14 protein-coding genes and 1 pseudogene are annotated in these 17094 nt (G+C 62.4%); 8 read left to right on the plus strand and 7 right to left on the minus strand.

Features of this window, described 5'->3' with window-relative positions:
• Window positions 1–217: 217 nt before the first annotated feature.
• The 5 genes and pseudogenes from HU748_RS25945 to HU748_RS25965 all read right to left on the minus strand — a co-directional run.
• Window positions 218–936: pseudogene (locus HU748_RS25945) on the minus strand (transposase); the annotation flags it as partial.
• Between the two features lie 81 nt (window positions 937–1017).
• Window positions 1018–1956, minus strand: a complete 939-nt coding sequence (locus HU748_RS25950) for a LysR family transcriptional regulator (protein WP_186669743.1) — start codon at window positions 1954–1956, stop codon at window positions 1018–1020.
• Between the two features lie 96 nt (window positions 1957–2052).
• Window positions 2053–3576: a tripartite tricarboxylate transporter permease gene (locus tag HU748_RS25955; RefSeq protein WP_186669741.1), complete on the minus strand. Its 1524-nt coding sequence runs from the start codon at window positions 3574–3576 to the stop codon at window positions 2053–2055.
• Window positions 3573–4103, minus strand: a complete 531-nt coding sequence (locus tag HU748_RS25960) for a tripartite tricarboxylate transporter TctB family protein (RefSeq protein ID WP_186669739.1) — start codon at window positions 4101–4103, stop codon at window positions 3573–3575. Before HU748_RS25960 ends, HU748_RS25955 begins: the two co-directional genes overlap by 4 nt.
• A gap of 20 nt (window positions 4104–4123) precedes the next feature.
• A complete protein-coding gene (locus tag HU748_RS25965; protein WP_186669737.1) occupies window positions 4124–5137 on the minus strand; it encodes a tripartite tricarboxylate transporter substrate binding protein in 1014 nt (337 codons plus the stop codon).
• 227 nt (window positions 5138–5364) lie between these two features.
• Here HU748_RS25965 and HU748_RS25970 point away from each other — a divergent pair, with 227 nt between their 5' ends.
• From HU748_RS25970 to HU748_RS26005, 8 genes are all read left to right on the plus strand, one after another.
• A complete protein-coding gene (locus tag HU748_RS25970; RefSeq protein ID WP_186722501.1) occupies window positions 5365–6690 on the plus strand; it encodes an MFS transporter in 1326 nt (441 codons plus the stop codon).
• A complete protein-coding gene (locus HU748_RS25975; protein WP_186669734.1) occupies window positions 6683–7642 on the plus strand; it encodes an amidohydrolase in 960 nt (319 codons plus the stop codon). The genes HU748_RS25970 and HU748_RS25975 overlap by 8 nt, the downstream gene beginning before the upstream one ends.
• Window positions 7639–8652, plus strand: coding sequence for a 4-hydroxythreonine-4-phosphate dehydrogenase PdxA (locus HU748_RS25980; RefSeq protein ID WP_186669732.1), 1014 nt, complete (start codon window positions 7639–7641; stop codon window positions 8650–8652). The genes HU748_RS25975 and HU748_RS25980 overlap by 4 nt, the downstream gene beginning before the upstream one ends.
• A gap of 103 nt (window positions 8653–8755) precedes the next feature.
• Window positions 8756–10006, plus strand: a complete 1251-nt coding sequence (locus HU748_RS25985) for an OprD family porin (protein ID WP_186722503.1) — start codon at window positions 8756–8758, stop codon at window positions 10004–10006.
• A gap of 257 nt (window positions 10007–10263) precedes the next feature.
• Window positions 10264–11577, plus strand: a complete 1314-nt coding sequence (locus HU748_RS25990; protein WP_186722505.1) for an MFS transporter — start codon at window positions 10264–10266, stop codon at window positions 11575–11577.
• 32 nt (window positions 11578–11609) lie between these two features.
• Entirely contained in the window at window positions 11610–12785 is a 1176-nt protein-coding gene (locus tag HU748_RS25995; RefSeq protein ID WP_186669726.1) for an L-lyxonate dehydratase, read from the plus strand.
• A 55-nt stretch (window positions 12786–12840) separates the two neighbouring features.
• Window positions 12841–13836: an AraD1 family protein gene (araD1, locus tag HU748_RS26000; protein ID WP_186669724.1), complete on the plus strand. Its 996-nt coding sequence runs from the start codon at window positions 12841–12843 to the stop codon at window positions 13834–13836.
• Between the two features lie 16 nt (window positions 13837–13852).
• Window positions 13853–15442: an aldehyde dehydrogenase (NADP(+)) gene (locus HU748_RS26005; protein WP_186722507.1), complete on the plus strand. Its 1590-nt coding sequence runs from the start codon at window positions 13853–13855 to the stop codon at window positions 15440–15442.
• 101 nt (window positions 15443–15543) lie between these two features.
• Here the strand turns inward: HU748_RS26005 and HU748_RS26010 are convergent, their stop codons facing one another.
• Both HU748_RS26010 and HU748_RS26015 read right to left on the minus strand, forming a co-directional pair.
• Window positions 15544–16515, minus strand: a complete 972-nt coding sequence (locus tag HU748_RS26010; protein ID WP_186722509.1) for a hypothetical protein — start codon at window positions 16513–16515, stop codon at window positions 15544–15546.
• 295 nt (window positions 16516–16810) lie between these two features.
• Window positions 16811–17068: a PAAR domain-containing protein gene (locus tag HU748_RS26015; protein WP_186722511.1), complete on the minus strand. Its 258-nt coding sequence runs from the start codon at window positions 17066–17068 to the stop codon at window positions 16811–16813.
• Window positions 17069–17094: the final 26 nt, after the last annotated feature.

Below are 17094 nucleotides of genomic sequence, written 5' to 3' on the forward strand. Positions count from 1 at the left end.
GGGAATAGCTCAGTTGGTAGAGCACGACCTTGCCAAGGTCGGGGTCGCGAGTTCGAGTCTCGTTTCCCGCTCCAGTTATGGATCTACAGACTTCCGTGGAAGTCTGTAAGTCGTTGAAAAAAGGGCCGAAACAGACTGTGTGAAAACACACTGACAGGCCTTAGACCAAACGCCCCGACTTGTTCGGGGCGTTTGTTTTTGTGCTGAAAAAGGCTCTTCAGCCCATCAGTCGCATGATTTGCTTGGCACACAAGACACTGATCGCCCGCTTGAAGTTGTAAGCGGTCACAGCGAAGGCCATTTCAGCTCTTGTGCCTTCGAGTTGTCGCAACAAGAACCGCCCGTTCCCAAATAACCAGTGTTTGAGATTGCCAAACGGGTGCTCCACGATGGATCTGCGTCGTTCCATCATGTCTGGATGCAGCTGCATCCGCTGCGCCATACGCTCAAAGGCTTTCTCTTGAGCGTGGCGCGAGACATAGCGGCGCTTGGCCGTCGTGCATTGGGCTTTCAGCGCGCATCCGGCGCAATCACTGACCGCCGCTTGGTAGACCGGTCGCCCTTGTGACGTTGCTTCAGCATTAGCCACTGACCTGCCGGGCACTGGTACCGATCCTGTTCGGCGTGGTAGGTAAAATCCTTGCGCTCGAATAATGCCTCGCCGCCTGGGTTCGAGGTTCGGTTTGGCGGCACGTACGCGGTAATGGAGTCTTTCTCGCATGCCTGGAACTGCTGGCCATTCGAGTAACCCATATCGGCTGTCACAGTCAGCGCTTCCTGCCCCAGTTCAGCCTTGGCCGCTTTAGCCATGGGTTCAAGCTGCTTGCGATCATCGCCCTCTTGCGTCATTTGGTGATGCAAAATCAGGCAGTGTTCTGCGTCAACGGCGGTCTGCACGTTATAGGAAACACGCGCTCCTTTCGGCGTGCGCATCATCGTCGGCGAACTCCAGACAGAAATCGGGAGCACAGCATTGGGGACCAGGTAAGCGCTTGGAATGTGGGGTTCATGAAGCGCTTACGACCGAGTTTGCTCTAGATGCACTACGGCCATAAACGTTTGCATAGCAGATGAGTGCACGCGATTGCGCCGGGTGATCAAGCCATACGGCGGCAGGCGCGGTTCAAGCTGGATGGGCAGCACGGCCAACAGGTGCCGCCCCGCGTAGTCCTCGACCACCGAGCGGGGCGTGATGCCGATCATGTCGGTTTGCTGCAGCAGTGACAGCAGGGTCATGATCGAAGTGGTTTCGACGATGCTGCTGGGCAGGTCGATGCGGGCGTTGTGGAACGCCTGGTTGACGATGGTGCGCATTGGGCTGGGGTGCTGCTGCAGCACCCAGGTCATGTCCTGAAGCTCGGTCCAGGCCAGTTTTTTCTGCTTGGCCAAGGGGTGTTGGGCGCCGGCGATCACGCACAGGTCTTCTTCACCCAGGCTGTCGAACTGCAGGTCGTCGGTGCGTGCGTTGCTGGGGATGCGCCCCAGTACCACATCCAGTTGGTCCTGCTGCAGGGCTTGCACCAGCACGTCGCTGGTGTCCACCTGCAGGCTCATCGACAGGCGCGGGTGGCTTTGCTTGAGCGTGGCAATGGTGCGGGTGAGCAAACCCGAAGCCAGCGCCGGGATGGCGCCGATGGTGACCCGGCCCAGGTTGCCTGACTCCAGGGCGACCATTTCCTCGCGCATGCCCGACAGCTCGGCAAAGATCATGCGTGCGTAGTAAATCAGTGTTTCGCCAAACGGAGTGGGGCGCATGCCGCGCGCCAGGCGTTCGAACAGCTCGACGCCCAGCAAGTCTTCGGCTTCATGCAGCATCTTGGTCGCGGCCGGTTGGGTCATGCCGATTTCCTCGGCGGCCCGGCGCAGCGAGCCCAGTTCATCCAGGGCCAGCATCAGGCGCAGTTGCCGCAAACGCAGGCGGCTGTGGATGATGTTGGCGTCGGGGATGCGGGACATGGTCTGGCTCGTGGTCATGGGGAGGGCCAAGATTGACAAGAATTGGGCGAGGGCGCCAGCCGCGCAGGGGCACATGTGCCCCCGCGCGGTGGCGGGTCAGGCGATGCGCCGGGCCAGCGTGCGGCCAAGCAGGGTGCGCAGGCCGTTGATGCCTTTGGCCAGCAACGGCCAGCACAGCATCACCAGTGCCGCGCAGGTCAGGCTGCCCACCAGCGGGTTGGACCAGAAGATCGACAGTTGCCCGTCCGAGAACAGCATCGACTGGCGGAACGCATCCTCGGCCTTGTCACCCAGCACGGCAGCCAGCACCAGCGGCGCGATGGGGTAGCCAAGCTTCTTGAACAGGTAACCCAGCGCGCCGAACACCAGCATCAGGCCCACGTCGGTCATGGAGTTGTGCACCGAGTAGGCACCGATGGCGCACACCATGATGATGATCGGCGCGATGATCGAGAATGGGATGCGCAGGATCGAGGCAAACAGCGGCACTGTGGCCAGCACTACGATCAGGCTGACGACGTTGCCCAGGTACATGCTGGCAATCAGGCCCCAGACAAAATCGTGCTGTTCAACAAACAGTGTCGGCCCCGGGTGCAGGCCCCAGATCATCAACCCGCCCAGCATCACTGCTGCCGTGGCCGAGCCGGGGATGCCCAGGGTGAGCATCGGCAGCAGGGCGCTGGTGCCGGCGCTGTGGTCGGCGGTTTCCGGCGCGATCACGCCTTCCACCTCGCCGCTGCCGAAGCGCTCGCGGTTTTTCGAGAAGCGCCGCGCCAGGCTGTAGCTCATGAACGACGCCGCCGTCGGGCCTCCCGGGGTCACACCCATCCAGCAGCCGACCAGCGCGCTGCGCAGCCAGGTCAGCCAGTAGCGGGGCAACTTGGCCCAGGTACGTAATATCACCATGGGCGTGATGCGTGCCCGTTCGCCTCGAAACACCAGGCCTTCCTCGACGGTGCAAAGGATTTCGCCAATGCCGAACAGGCCGATCACCGCCACCTCGAAGCTCAAACCCGACAGCAGCCAGGGTTGGTCGAAGGTCAGGCGCAGTTCGCCGGACACCGTGTCCATGCCCACCGCGGCCATGCCGAAGCCGATCATCATCGCCACCACGGTTTTCAGTGGCGGGTTTTTGCTCAGGCCGATGAAGGTGCAAAACGCCAGCAGGTACACCGCAAAAAACTCCGGTGAACTGAATTCCATGGCGAACTTGGCAATGTGGGTAGACAGGAACGTCAGCAGCAACACACCCATCAGGGCACCGAGCAGTGCCGAAGTGAACGCTGCCGTAAGTGCTTCGCCGGCCTGGCCGTTGCGGGCCATGGGGTAGCCGTCGAAGGTGGTCGCCACCGATGAAGGCTCGCCGGGGATGTTGAACAGGATCGAGGTGATCGAACCGCCGAACAACGCCCCCCAGTACATGCACGACAGCAAAATGATTGCCGACACCGGCTCCATGGTGAAGGTCAGCGGCAACAGCAATGCCACGCCGTTGGGTGCACCCAGCCCCGGCAGCACACCGACCAGTATGCCAAGCAGCACGCCGACCACCATCAGGCCCAGGTGGTGGGCGGTGAGAATCAGGCTCAAGCCCTGCATCAACGAATCGATTTCACTCATGGCCGCAGCCCTCCCAGGTAGCTCGCCAGGTCACCCAGCACGCCGGCCTGCAGCGGTACCTTGAACCAGACCGCGAAAATCAGGTAGCTGGCCAGTGCGGCGCAGCAGGGGATCAGCGCGATGGTCAGCCAGCGGTGGCCTTGCCCAGCCTTGCGCGCTCGCCACATGAACCCACCGATGAACAGCACCGAAGCCAGGTAGATGCCCATAAAGGGCATGGCCGCCACGTACACGGCAATGGGTACGAACACGGCCAGCACCTGGGCAAATGCCCGGCGCCCGACGAACGCTTCGGCCATGGCCTGGCGCCGCACCACGGCCAGCAGCAGGTTGCCCAGGCTGGCGCAGCTCAGCAGCAGGCCGATGTAGAACGGGAAGTAGCCCGCCTCTGGCCCGGCATCGCCCCAGCCAATGCCGATGGCCAGGCTGCCGTATATGAGGGTGCCGCCCAGCGCGGCGGTGAACAGGGCCAGGCCGATTTCCACCCAGCGGGTGGCAACCAGAGGCGCATCGTTGGTGGTGGACATGGTGGTCTCCCTTGTCGCGCTCACTGGCGCAGCCAGCCGGCGTCCTTGAACAGTGGCATCACGCGTTCACGGTCCTGTTCGATGTAGCTCACCAGCGCCTGGCCTTCGAGGAAGGTCGGCGCCAGCGCCGAGCGCTCGATGTAGGCCTTGAACTCTGGCGTCTGGCTGACTTTGCGCAGCAACTCCACATAGAACGCCCGCTGTTCGTCGCTGATCGCGCCGGGCAGGAAGACTGTGCGGGGGAAGCGGTACTGCTCAATGGCCAGGCCCTGTTCATGGCAGGTAGGGATGTCGGCCCAGGACTGTTCGGCGGTGACCTTGTCGCGGTAGATCATCCGCTCACGGCTGAACACGCACAGCGGCCGCACCTGGCCGCCGCGCCACTGGCTGAGGCTTTCGGCCGGGTTGTTGAGGTTGGCGGCAATGTGCTTGCCGGCCAACTGGATCGAAGCCTCGCTGCCGCTTTTGAAGGGGATGTAGGTGAGCTTGCTGCCCACCTGCTGGCCAATCAGCAGGGCCAGTGTCTGGTCCACGTCCTTGGACTGGCTGCCGCCAAAGCGCATCTTGCCGGTATTGCTTGCGAGCGCCTCCTTGAACGCGGCGGCGTCGCCCCAGGGGGCGTCCTGGTAGGTCCAGAGAATGAAGTCGTCCTCGGCCACGGCGGCCACCGGGGTAAGGTCGGTCCACTGGTAGCCCAGCTTGGCCACCAACGGCAGCAGGTACACGTTGTTGGTGCCGATCACCAGCTTGTGGGCATCGCCCTGGGCCAGTTTCATGTCGAGGAAGGCTTCGGCGCCGTTGCCACCGCCTTTGTTCAGCACCACGGTGTTGACGTCCAGCAGGTGATGCTGGCTGATCGCTTGCTGGATCAGGCGCGCCAGCTGGTCGGTGCCGCCGCCGGGGCCGCCGGCCACGACGATCTCGACGTTCTTCTCGGGCTTCCAGGTGTCGGCAAGGGCGGGCAGGGCGGTGGCGCACAGCAGGCCGCAGGCGGCCAGCAACGACGAAATGTGACGCGCGTAGGCGTTTCGCATGGGGACCTCTTTGTTGTCTTTGTTATGGGTCACCGAAGTCTGCGCAGCTAACCGATAAGCGTCCACTCAAAGTTACGCATACACCGATAGCCAGGGGTTATAGCTGAGCGATAACCACAGGCAATGGCTGTATGAGCAGCTTTGATTAGACGGTTATCGACGGCCCGGCCATATTGGCACTGCCGGACATTACCGGATTACAACAATAACAAGCAGAGGTACCTCCCATGGCTCAGGCACAAAACCCTGTGCTGCACGCTGGGCAATCGGCCGACACACCTGTCGCGCTGAAGGCCAGCAACGTGCGCTGGCGCATCTTCGCAATCATTTTTGCCCTGACGGTGATCAACCTGATCGACCGTGTTTCGCTGTCCATTGCCATGCCTACCATTGCCGCGGAGTTCGAGCTTTCGCCCAGCATGCAGGGGCTGATTCTCAGCAGTTTCTTCTGGGCTTACGCGCTGTTACAAATTCCTGGTGGCTGGTTGATTGACCGCTTCGGCCCGCGCCGGGTCATTGGTTGGTCCACCGGCCTGTGGGGCGCGTTCCAGACCTTGGCGGCGTTCACCACCGGTGGCCTGTCGCTGATGTTCGCCCGGGTTGCCCTGGGTGCGGCGGAGGCGCCACTGTTCCCCTCGGGCGGCAAGCTCAACTCATTGTGGCTGGGCGCCAACGAGCGCAGCCGCGGCGCGGTGCTGATGGATTGTGGCGGCCCGCTGGGCGCGGCCTTGGGCGGTTTGATCATCGCCTACCTGATCGCCGTGCTTGGCTCGTGGCGCATCGCCTTCTTCGTCGCCGGTATCGCCACGCTGGCCATGGCCTGGCTGGCCTGGCACTACCTGCGCGACAACCCCGCCGAGCATGCCGCCGTCAACGCCGCTGAGCTGGACAAAATCAACCACGGCCGCGCCGTACCGTTGGCCGAGGCGGCGCAACAGCCGGCCAAAGGGCTGGGCATCGCGGCGCGTTCGCTTACCGGCATCCTGCTGGGCCGCGCCAGCTGGGCGATGGTGTTCTTTGGGTTGCTGACCTGGGGGCCGAGCTACCTGGCCCATGCCCGTGGCTTCGACATCAAGGGCATCGGGGCGGCCACGTTCATCATTTTCCTGTGTGGCGCAGTGGGCTCGCTGGTGGGCGGATTCCTGTGCGACACCCTGATCCGCAAGGGTGTGCGCCGTGGTTTGGCGGCCAAAGGCCTTTTGACCTTCTCGGGCCTGGTGGCGCTGTGCGCCTTCATGCTGCTGCCTGGCCTGAGCGACGCCTACGCGGCGGTGGCGCTGCTGTCTTTGACGGCGTTCTTCCTGATGTGGGGCAGCTTGTACTGGAGCTTCCCGGCGCTGCTCGCGGCACCGTCGCGGGTGGGCCTGATCGGTGGGGTGATGAACCTGGCCGGCAGCCTGGGCGGCATCGTGGTGCCGATCCTGGTGGGCGTGCTGTTGCAGCACCTGGGCGGCTACCCGGCGGTGCTTGGCTTCTTTGCCCTGTGCTCGGGGCTGTTCATCGTCGGCACGCTGTTGATCTCGCTGGACAAGACCGAGGTACACCATGGCTGAGTTGTACGAAGGGCCGATCGTCGATGCCCATCATCATTTCTGGGACCCGCTGAACAACCCGCACCCCTGGCTGTCGGGCACCGGAAACATCCCGTTTCGTTACGGGGATTACAGTGCCCTCAAGCGCCGCTACTTTCCCGAAGATTACCTGGCCGACGCAGGCAGGCATCAGGTGGTCGAAACCGTCTACGTGGAAACCGAATGGGACCCGCGTGACCCAGTGGGTGAAACGCGCTTCATCCATGGCCTGGCAGCACGTTACGGGGCGCCCAATGCCGTGGTGGCCCAGGCTTGGCTGGACGCGCCGGACGCCGCCCGGGTGCTGGCCGAACAGGCGGCGTTCGAGCGAGTACGCAGCGTACGCCACAAGCCCGGTGGGCCATCGTGCCCGGCCGAGGTTGGGCGCCTGCACAGCCTGATGAGCGACGTGAACTGGCGCCATGGCTATGCGCAGCTGGCGCGCCACGGCCTGCATTTCGACCTGCAAACCCCGTGGTGGAACCTCGACGAGGCTGCCCGCCTGGCGCAGGACTTTCCCGATACGTTGCTGATTCTGAACCATGCCGGCCTGCCTTCGGACCGCAGCCCGCAAGGCCTGGCGGACTGGCACGCGGCCATGGCGCGGTTTGCCCGATGCGACAACGTGGCGGTGAAGATCTCGGGCATTGGCCAGGCCGGCCAACCCTGGCGTGCCGAGGACAACGCCTGGATCGTGCGCCAGGTCATCGCGTTGTTTGGCAGCGAACGGGCGATGTTTGCCAGCAACTTCCCGGTCGATGGCCTGTGCGGCAGCTTCGACACCATTTACAGCGGCTTCAAGCACATCGTCGCCGACTTGCCGCACACCGCCCAGCAACAGCTTTTCTACAGCAACGCACGGCGCCTGTACCGCACCGTGCCCGACACCTTGCGCCTGAATCAGGTGTTGCCCCACACAAGGACCCCCGCATGAACAAGCAAACCCTTCCACGCCTGGCCATGGTACTGGGTGACCCGGCCGGTATCGGCCCCGAACTGATTGCCCGCCTGTTGGCCGAACCCGAGGTACGCGGCAAGGCGCAAGTGGTGCTGATTGCCGATGAGCAGGAGATGCGCCGTGGCATGCAGATCGCGGGTTGTGAGTTCCCGTACCGGCGTATCGATTCGCTCGACGTGCTGGATTTTGCCGACGACACGCCGCTGTTGTTCCCCTACCGAGGCGCCGCCATCGGCGAGTTCCCGCGCAGCGAAGCCAGCGTGATTGGCGGGCGTTACAGCCTCGACACCTTGGCCGTGGCGCTGGAGCTCACCGACTCGGGCAAGACCGACGCCATCCTGTTCGGCCCGCTGAACAAGACTTCGCTGCACATGGCCGGCATGGGCCACAGCGACGAGCTGCACTGGTTTGCCGAACGCCTGAATTTCAGCGGGCCGTTCTGCGAATTCAACGTGCTCGATAACTTGTGGACCTCGCGAGTAACTTCCCACGTGGCGTTGGCCGAAGTGCCCGGCATGCTCAGCCAGGCGCGCGTGCTCGAAGCCATTGGCCTGATCGACACCGCGCTCAAGCGCAACGGTTTGCAGCGCCCACGCATCGGCGTTTGTGGCCTGAACCCGCATAATGGCGACAACGGCAGCTTTGGCCGCGAAGAGCTGGACATCATCGGCCCGGCGGTGCAGCGGGCGCGGGAGCAGGGCATCGACGCCGATGGCCCCTACCCGGGGGACACTATCTTCCTGAAGGTGCAGGGCGACGCCCAGGCCTTTGACGCGGTGGTGACCATGTACCACGACCAGGGCCAGATCGCCATCAAGCTGATGGGCTTCTCCCGGGGTGTGACGGTGCAGGGTGGCCTGCCAATCCCGATCACCACCCCGGCCCACGGCACCGCGTTCGACATCGCAGGCCAGGGCAAGGCCAATGTCGGCGCCACCCGCCAGGCCTTCGAGATTGCCTGCCGCATGGGGCGCAACGCCCGCTGAGTGCATGGCGGCTCCGTTCGGGGCCGCTTTTTCCTGCTTTCAACCGCGCCTGGAGCCTGTCGGCTCCACGGCTCGCATCACCCTGTAAAAAGGAAAAACAACAATGACAAAAGCCTTTTCCTACCTGCTGACCGGCAGTGCGGTGACACCGCTGTTGCTTACCTGCTTGCCACAAATCGCTAGTGCCGAAGGGTTTATCGACGATGCCAGCATCACGTTGGGCCTGCGCAACCTGTATTTCAACCGTGACTTTCGCCAGCCCGGCGCGGCGCAGTCGAAGCAGGAAGAGTGGGCTCAGGGCTTTTTGTTGCAAGCCAACTCGGGGTACACCGCCGGGCCGTTGGGTGTGGGCGTCGACGTGCTTGGCCAGTTGGGCGTGAAGCTCGACAGCAGCCCCGCGCGCAGCGGCTCGGGGCTACTGCCCCGGCACGATGATGGCCGGGCGGCGGATGAGTTCTCGCGGGTGGGGTTGGCGCCCAAGCTGCGGTTTTCAAAGACCGAACTGAAGGTGGGCGAGTTGATGCCCGAGCTGCCGATCCTGCTGCGCAACGACGGCCGCCTGCTGCCGCAGACCTTTCAGGGTGGCATGCTGAGTTCGAAGGAAATTGCCGGCCTGAACCTGCAGGCCGGGCAGATGCGTTCGCTGAGCCAGCGCAACTCCACCAACCATGAAGACTTGTCGGTGGACGGCCGCGGTGGTGTGTTTGCCGACCGTTTCAACTATGTGGGCGGTGATTACCGCTTCAATGCCGAGCGCACCCAGGTAGGCGTGTGGCAGGCCCGGCTGCAGGACATTTATCGGCAGAACTACTACAGCTTCAGCCACAAGCAGCCACTGGGTGACTGGACCCTGGCCGCCAATGTGGGCTGGTTCAGCACCCGTGAAGACGGCAGCGCCGACCTGGGCAACCTGGATAACCGCGCCCTCACCAGTTTCGTCAGTGCCAAGCGTGGCGGGCATACCCTTGGCGCGGGTTACCAGCGCATGTATGGCGACAACGGGATGGTCTACATCGCGGGTACCAGCACGCCGTTGGTCAACGACATCCAGGTGCGCAACTTCACCACGGCGGGTGAGCGCTCCTGGCAGGTGCGATATGACTATGACTTCGTTGCCCTTGGCATCCCGGGTTTAACGTTTATGACTCGCTACGCCAGCGGTGATCACGCCCAGGTGGCAGGCGGCAGCGATGGGCAAGCGTGGGAGCGCGACCTGGACGTCACCTATGTGATCCAGAGCGGGCCGCTGAAGAACCTGGGCGTTCGCTGGCGCAATGCGGCGGTGCGTTCCAATCATGTGGCCGATGTGGATGAGAACCGGCTGATTCTGACGTATACCCTCAAACTGTTGTAGGCCACAGGGCCAGCTGGATTGTGTTGCCTGTGCTGGCCTCTTCGCGGGGCAAGCACAGGCAACACGCTTTCTGGGTCTCAAAGGCGATAACCCCACCACCCCTGAACCGTAAAAAGGTATTACCCCAGGCTATCGATGGATACGCATAAGTGATTATCCAGTCAGGCCTGCCCCCTCTAAAGTCGCCCCAACACCAACAACAAAAAGCCCGCCCCAAAGCGTCTCGGGGCACACAGGGCAACAGCGGGGACACCTCCATGAGCGATCACGCCAGCTCCCTGGCTTCGGCCATTTCCACCAGCCGCGCGCGGCTGCTGCCTTTTCTGATCCTGATGTACGTCTTGGCCTTCATCGACCGCGCGAACGTCGGTTACGCCCGGGCTTTCCTGCAGGCCGACACCGGCCTGAGCGACGTCGCCTTCGCCTTCGGTGCCAGTATCTTCTTCATCGGCTACGCCTGCTTCGAAGTGCCCAGCAACCTGATGCTGCACCGCCTGGGCGCCCGCGTCTGGCTGTGCCGGATAATGGTCACCTGGGGCCTGGTCAGTGCGGCGATGATGTTTGCCGACAACGCCACCACCTTCTACGTACTGCGCTTCTTGCTGGGCATTGCCGAGGCCGGCTTCTTCCCCGGCATCATCCTCTACCTCACTTACTGGTTCCCGCAGCGCAGCCGCGCCCAGGCGCTGGGCCTGTTCTACTTTGGCCTGCCCCTGGCGCTGGTGCTGGGCGGCCCGTTGTCGGGCTGGCTGCTGGAGTTTCATGACGTGTTCGGCCTGCGCAACTGGCAGTGGCTGTTCGTGGTGGAAGGGTTGCTGGCCTCGCTGGTTGGTATCGCCGCCTACTTCTACCTGGTCGACCGCCCACGCCACGCCCGCTGGCTGAGCGATGCGCAAAAGGATGCACTTGAAAGCCAGCTGGCCGAAGAAGATGCACAAAAGCAGGCCCAAGGCCCGCACGGCTTCCTGGGCGCATTGCGCAACGGCCAGGTGATGAAGTTCTGCCTGGTGTATTTCACCGTGCAGATGAGCGTGTACGGCGTGGTGTTCTACCTGCCGACGCGCATCGCCAGCTTCCTCGACGGCCAGGTGGGCCTGAGCGTGGGCTTGTACACCGCTATCCCCTGGGCCTGCGCCCTGGTGGTGACGCGCCTGGTCACCCGCCATGCCGACCGCACCGGCCAGCATCGCCAACTGGCGGTGGCCATGTTGGCCATGGCCGCGGCGGGCATTGCTGCCTCGGCACTGGCCGGCAGCCTGCCACTGGCGGTGCTGGCGTTCTGTTTCGCGGCCGCAGGCTTTGTTGCCGTGCAGCCGTTGTTCTGGACCTTGCCCACCGGCTACCTCAGCGGCGCGGCCGCCGCCAGCGGCATCGCCCTGATCAACTCGCTGGGCAACCTCGGCGGCTTCGTGGCACCGAACCTCAAGACCCTCACCGAAACCCTGTTCGCCGACCCGCGTGCGGGCATGTTCGCCCTGGCGATCGTGGGTGTGCTGGGCGCCTGGCTGCTGTCCCGGCTCAAATTCTCCAAACCCACGCCTGCCGCGCTGGAGCCGGCGCAGGTTGGCTGATCAACACGCTCTATTGAAAGGAACCTGCAAGCATGAAAATCAAAGCCGTTCGTACCCGTGTTTTTGAATGGAAAGGCAAGGTCGTGCCGCCCCAGGCGCACTTCTGCACCAACGCCAGCGACATCCTGTTCGAGCGTGGCGATGCCATGGGCTCATTCCGCTTCCACGGCTGGCTGGTGGTTGAAATCGAAACCGACACCGGCATCGTCGGCATCGGCAACTGCGCCCTGGCGCCACGCGTGGCCAAGGAAATCATCGACCTGTACCTGGCGCCGATCTGCATTGGCGAAGACCCGTTCGACAGCGAGTACATCTGGCAAAAGATGTACCGCCGCACCCACGCCTGGGGCCGCAAGGGCATTGGCATGGCCGCCATTTCGGCAATTGACCTGGCGATCTGGGACATCATGGGCAAGGCGGTGAACAAGCCGGTGTTCAAGCTGCTGGGTGGCCGCACCAAGGAAAAGATCTGGACCTACGCCTCCAAGCTGTACGCCAATGACAACCTCGACCTGTTCCTCGAAGAAGCCCAGGGCTACCTCAACCAAGGCTTCACTGCCCTGAAAATGCGCTTTGGCTACGGCCCCAAGGACGGTCCGGCCGGCATGCGCCGAAACATCGAGCAAGTGCGCGCCCTGCGTGAACTGGCCGGCCCCGACGTGGACATCATGCTTGAGTGCTACATGGGCTGGACGCTGGAATATGCCCGCCGGATGCTGCCAAAACTGGCCGAATTCGAGCCGCGCTGGCTGGAAGAGCCGGTGATCGCCGACGACATCGAAGGTTATATCGAGCTGAAGAAGATGGGCATCATGCCGATTTCAGGCGGCGAGCACGAGTTCACCGGCCATGGCTTCAAGGACCTGCTCGAGCGCCGCGCCGTGGACGTGATCCAGTACGACACCAACCGCGTCGGCGGCATCACTGCCGCGCGCAAGATCAACGCCATGGCCGAAGCCTGGTCGGTGCCGGTCATTCCCCATGCCGGGCAGATGCACAACTACCACCTCACCATGGCCAGCACCGCCTCGCCGATGGCCGAGTTCTTCCCGGTGTTCGACGTAGAGGTGGGCAACGAGTTGTTCTACTACGTGTTCAAGGGCGAACCGCAGCCCGTCAACGGCTATATCCAGCTGGACGACGACAAGCCGGGCCTGGGCCTGGAAATTTCCGAAGAGTACCTCTCGGACTTCAACATCATCGAATGAATGCGCGGGGGCACCCCGGCGCGGCGGTGCCCCGGCCAGGCAAGGAGAGTGACACATGCGGTTGATTCAATTCGAAGACGTGGCCGGCCAGCGCCGGGTGGGCGTGGTGGAAGGTGCCCAGGTGCACCCGGTACGTGCAACCTCCAGCACCCGTGAGCTTGCCCTGGCGGCAATCCGTGCCGGGCATGGCCTGGTTCAGCAAGTGCTGGCGCGTGGCACTGACCCAGGCCCCGACTACGCCGAGCTGCTGGAAGCGGGCAGGGTACTGCCGCCGCTGGACCACGAAGACCCGGCCCATTGCCTGGTCAGTGGCACCGGCCTGACCCACCTGGGCAGCGCGGCGACGCGTGATAAGATGCACCAGCATGGCGAGCAGGATGAAACGTCGCTGACCGACACCATGCGCATCTTCAAATGGGGCCTGGAAGGCGGCAAGCCGGCAGCGGGTGAGGTTGGCGCGCAACCGGAGTGGTTCTACAAGGGGGATGGCAGCATCGTCGTGCGCCCCGGGGCCGATCTGCCGCTGCCGGCTTTTGCCGAGGATGCCGGCGAGGAACCCGAGCTGGTGGGCCTGTACGTGATCGGCGATGACGGTACGCCCCACCGCCTGGGGTATGCCTTGGGCAACGAGTATTCCGACCATGTCATGGAGCGGCGCAATTACCTGTACCTGGCCCATTCCAAGCTACGCGCCTGTGCCTATGGCCCGGAGTTGCGGGTGGGCGAACTGCCGGCGCACCTGCAAGGCAGCAGCCGCATCTGGCGTGATGGCAAGGTGCTGTGGGAGCGTGAGTTCCTGTCTGGCGAGCAGAACATGTGCCACAGCCTGCAGAACCTGGAATTTCACCACTTCAAGTACGCGCAGTTCCAGCGGCCGGGTGATGTGCACGTGCATTACTTCGGCACGGCCACTCTGTCGTTTGCCGACGGCATCAAGGCCGCGCCGGGCGATACCTTTGAAATTGCCATCACCGAGTTCGGCGCGCCACTGCGCAATGGCATTGTCGAGGCGCAAGCACCGAGAGTGCCCGGGTCGGTTGCCATTCTCTGAGGTTGAAGAGGTCGTTATGCCCAATCTACTTGGTTACAACTACATCGCCGGGGCCCGCAGTGCTGCTGGTTCCGTGGCACTGTACAGCGTCGATGCCAGCACTGGCGAAACGCTGCCTTACCGGTTTACCCAAGCCACCCCTGACGAGGTGGACGCCGCTGCGCAGGCTGCAGAGGCGGCGTTCCCTGCCTACCGGCACTTGCCACCCGAACGGCGGGCCGCGTTTCTCGATGCCATAGCCGAAGAAATCGACCTGCTGGATGACACCTTCGTTGCCCTGGTGTGCCGCGAAACAGCCTTGCCCGAAGCGCGCATCAAGGGCGAGCGGGCGCGCACCAGCAACCAGATGCGCCTGTTCGCCCAGGTGCTGCGCCGCGGCGAGTGGTTGGGGGCGCGTATTGACCGTGCCCAGCCCGAGCGCCAGCCGTTGCCACGGGTGGACCTGCGGCAATGCCAGGTCGGCATTGGGCCGGTGGCGGTGTTTGGGGCCAGCAACTTCCCGCTGGCCTTTTCCACCGCAGGTGGCGATACCGCCGCTGCGCTCGCAGCGGGTTGCCCTGTGGTGTTCAAGGCGCACTCCGGGCACATGGCCACTGCCGAGTGCGTGGCCGATGCCATCGTGCGGGCGGCCCAACGCACCGGCATGCCTGATGGCACCTTCAACATGATTTTTGGAGGGGGCGTTGGTGAGCAGTTGGTGAAGCACCCGGCGATTCAGGCCGTTGGTTTTACCGGCTCGCTCAAGGGTGGCCGTGCCCTGTGCGACATGGCCGCTGCCAGGCCGCAGCCGATTCCGGTGTTCGCCGAAATGAGCAGCATCAACCCGGTGGTCATATTGCCAGGCGCGCTGACTCGACGTGGCGAAGGCATCGCGGCGGACCTGGTGGCGTCGGTGGTGCAAGGGGGCGGACAGTTCTGTACCAACCCGGGTTTAGTCATCGGCCTTCGCTCTCCGGCGTTCTCGCAGTTTGTCGAGCACCTTGCCGGGCACATGGCCGAGCAGCCGGCACAGACCATGCTCAACGCTGGCACCCTCGCCAATTATGCTCGCGGTGTCGCGGCCCTGCACGCACACCCCCGCATTCACCACCTGGCCGGCTCATCCCAGCAAGGGCAGCGGGCTCAGCCCCAGCTGTTCCAGGCCGATGCCCGGTTGCTGTTGTTGGGAGACGCGCTGCTCCAGGAGGAGGTGTTCGGCCCGGCCACCGTGCTGGTGGAGGTGGCTGACCAAGCGCAGTTGCTGCAAGTATTGCAGTCATTGCATGGCCAGCTCACGGCAACGCTGATTGCCGAGCCGGATGACCTCCAGGCGTTTGCCCCATTAGTACCGGTGCTTGAACGCAAGGCGGGGCGTTTGTTGCTTAACGGTTACCCCACTGGCGTCGAGGTGTGTGATGCCATGGTGCATGGCGGGCCATACCCGGCGACGTCGGACGCGCGCGGTACCTCGGTGGGGAGTCTGTCGATCAACCGCTTCCTGCGGCCGGTGTGTTACCAGAACTACCCGGATGCATTGTTGCCGGATGCGCTAAAGGACTCTAATCCGCTAGGTATCGTGCGTTTGGTGGATGGAGTACAGAGCGCGGCTACGGTGTCGAGAGGTTAGGGCAATCCCAGACGCTAGCCTTGCCAGGCTGGCGTTAACTGTGCTTGAGCTTGGCCGGGCGGCTTGCTGATGAGTTAGGGAAACTCCTAACAAGTTGCTCATCAGCCGGAAATGGGCGGTTTAGGGGTACCGAAAAGCCTGATTTTCAGCCGCTGATCAATGGATAACCAAGGCAAGCCTTGGTTATCTGCCCTCACCAGGCCGAGCTTGGTGATTCGAGAGGAGGTACGAAAGTAGCGGGTCAGCCCTTCGAATTGAGGTGTGAAGGCTTGCCAGGGCCAGGGGAAGTGCGAGGTGATGCGAGGGCGCGGTAAACCCTCTGGTCCCTCATCCATGAAGCGGCGGATGAACTCCCATTCGGCTTGCTGCTCCGTATAGTTGTTGGCGGCCTTGCCTACGTGGACGAGCTCAGGATGTAGAGCGCCGGCGTACGAGGGTTGCCACATGAGATCCAAAGGAAGGCCCAAGCTACCGGCAGCGGCGTATTTTTTATCCGAGTGACTAGACGTGACCCCGTGCCAAGGAAGTGTGACGATACCGCCACAGTATGTTGGGCGATGCAGGTAGACTTGTTGGGTAGTGCGGTTGAAGCGTATCAGCAAGTGGCGGGATGTGAACATCTCCAGACGTGTGATACGCAGGCCATACTTTAGGTAGGGTAATGAGATCAATAGGACTATGGCTATTGCAAAGAGTGCTATGAATAGTCGTGATCCATATGGTTCTTCGTAATTATTTTGCGCAATTTTAATTAGCAGTGCCAGCGATTTTATCGCTATGAATAAAAAAGCGGCGATTGTGTATATAATGGTTGCGGAGATCAGGCTGATAAGTCCACGTTTAGCCTCCCACATGCCGCAGCGCATTTCCAATATGTGTTCATTATAAAGATATACTGGTCCACGACTTTTGGGTGTGTTGCAGGCAGGCTTTTTGGCGGACTCGAGCATTTCCAGGTCATCGCTTTCGTATAAAGCTTTTCTTTTGACTTTCTTATGTTGCTTTTCAAAAGCATCGCGCTCTTCTTTTGGATCAATATAGGCAAGCCATGTGAGCCATTCAACAAAATACATTATATGACCTCACTTATCGCACTGAACAAAGCCTCAAGTTCTTCTGCATCCTTGGCGTAACTTTTGTGAGATAGTTGAAGGCGGAAGCAGCATTTGCTGCACCATTTTTCTAGCGCGTTTTCATCGAGAATCATTAAGGCGATACTGCTAACGAGCACGATGGCGCCTCCAATCCTGCTTTGCCAACGAGTGGCTGAAAGCTGTAACGCAAGTCAGATTGGCTAGGCATAAGCAATCCCTGTCCGCCGTCCGAGATTCGAAATGCCCAGGCAGCGATGACTGCCAGGGCACGTTTTCATGCGATTTGCCAATCTGGGTCACCTTCTATCAGCACGCCACCATGGTCGGTACGGTCGCCTTGGCGGGCGACTGTTTTGCCCTCTATGTGAAAGCTCGAAGTCCCGGTTTCGATGATGGCTCCGCAACTGATGCGGTCTCCTGCAAGCGCGGCCGCTCGGCCTTTCACTGTGAGGCTGGAGGTGCCGGAGATGACTTCGCCCTTACCATGAAGGGGGCAATCATGTTTATGGCCGATCAGCACGATGGGTTTCACAGGGGATATCCTTTTCGACGGTCGAG

The sequence above is a fragment of the Pseudomonas sp. RW3S2 genome, assembly GCF_014268955.1.
GTDB lineage: Bacteria > Pseudomonadota > Gammaproteobacteria > Pseudomonadales > Pseudomonadaceae > Aquipseudomonas > Aquipseudomonas wayambapalatensis.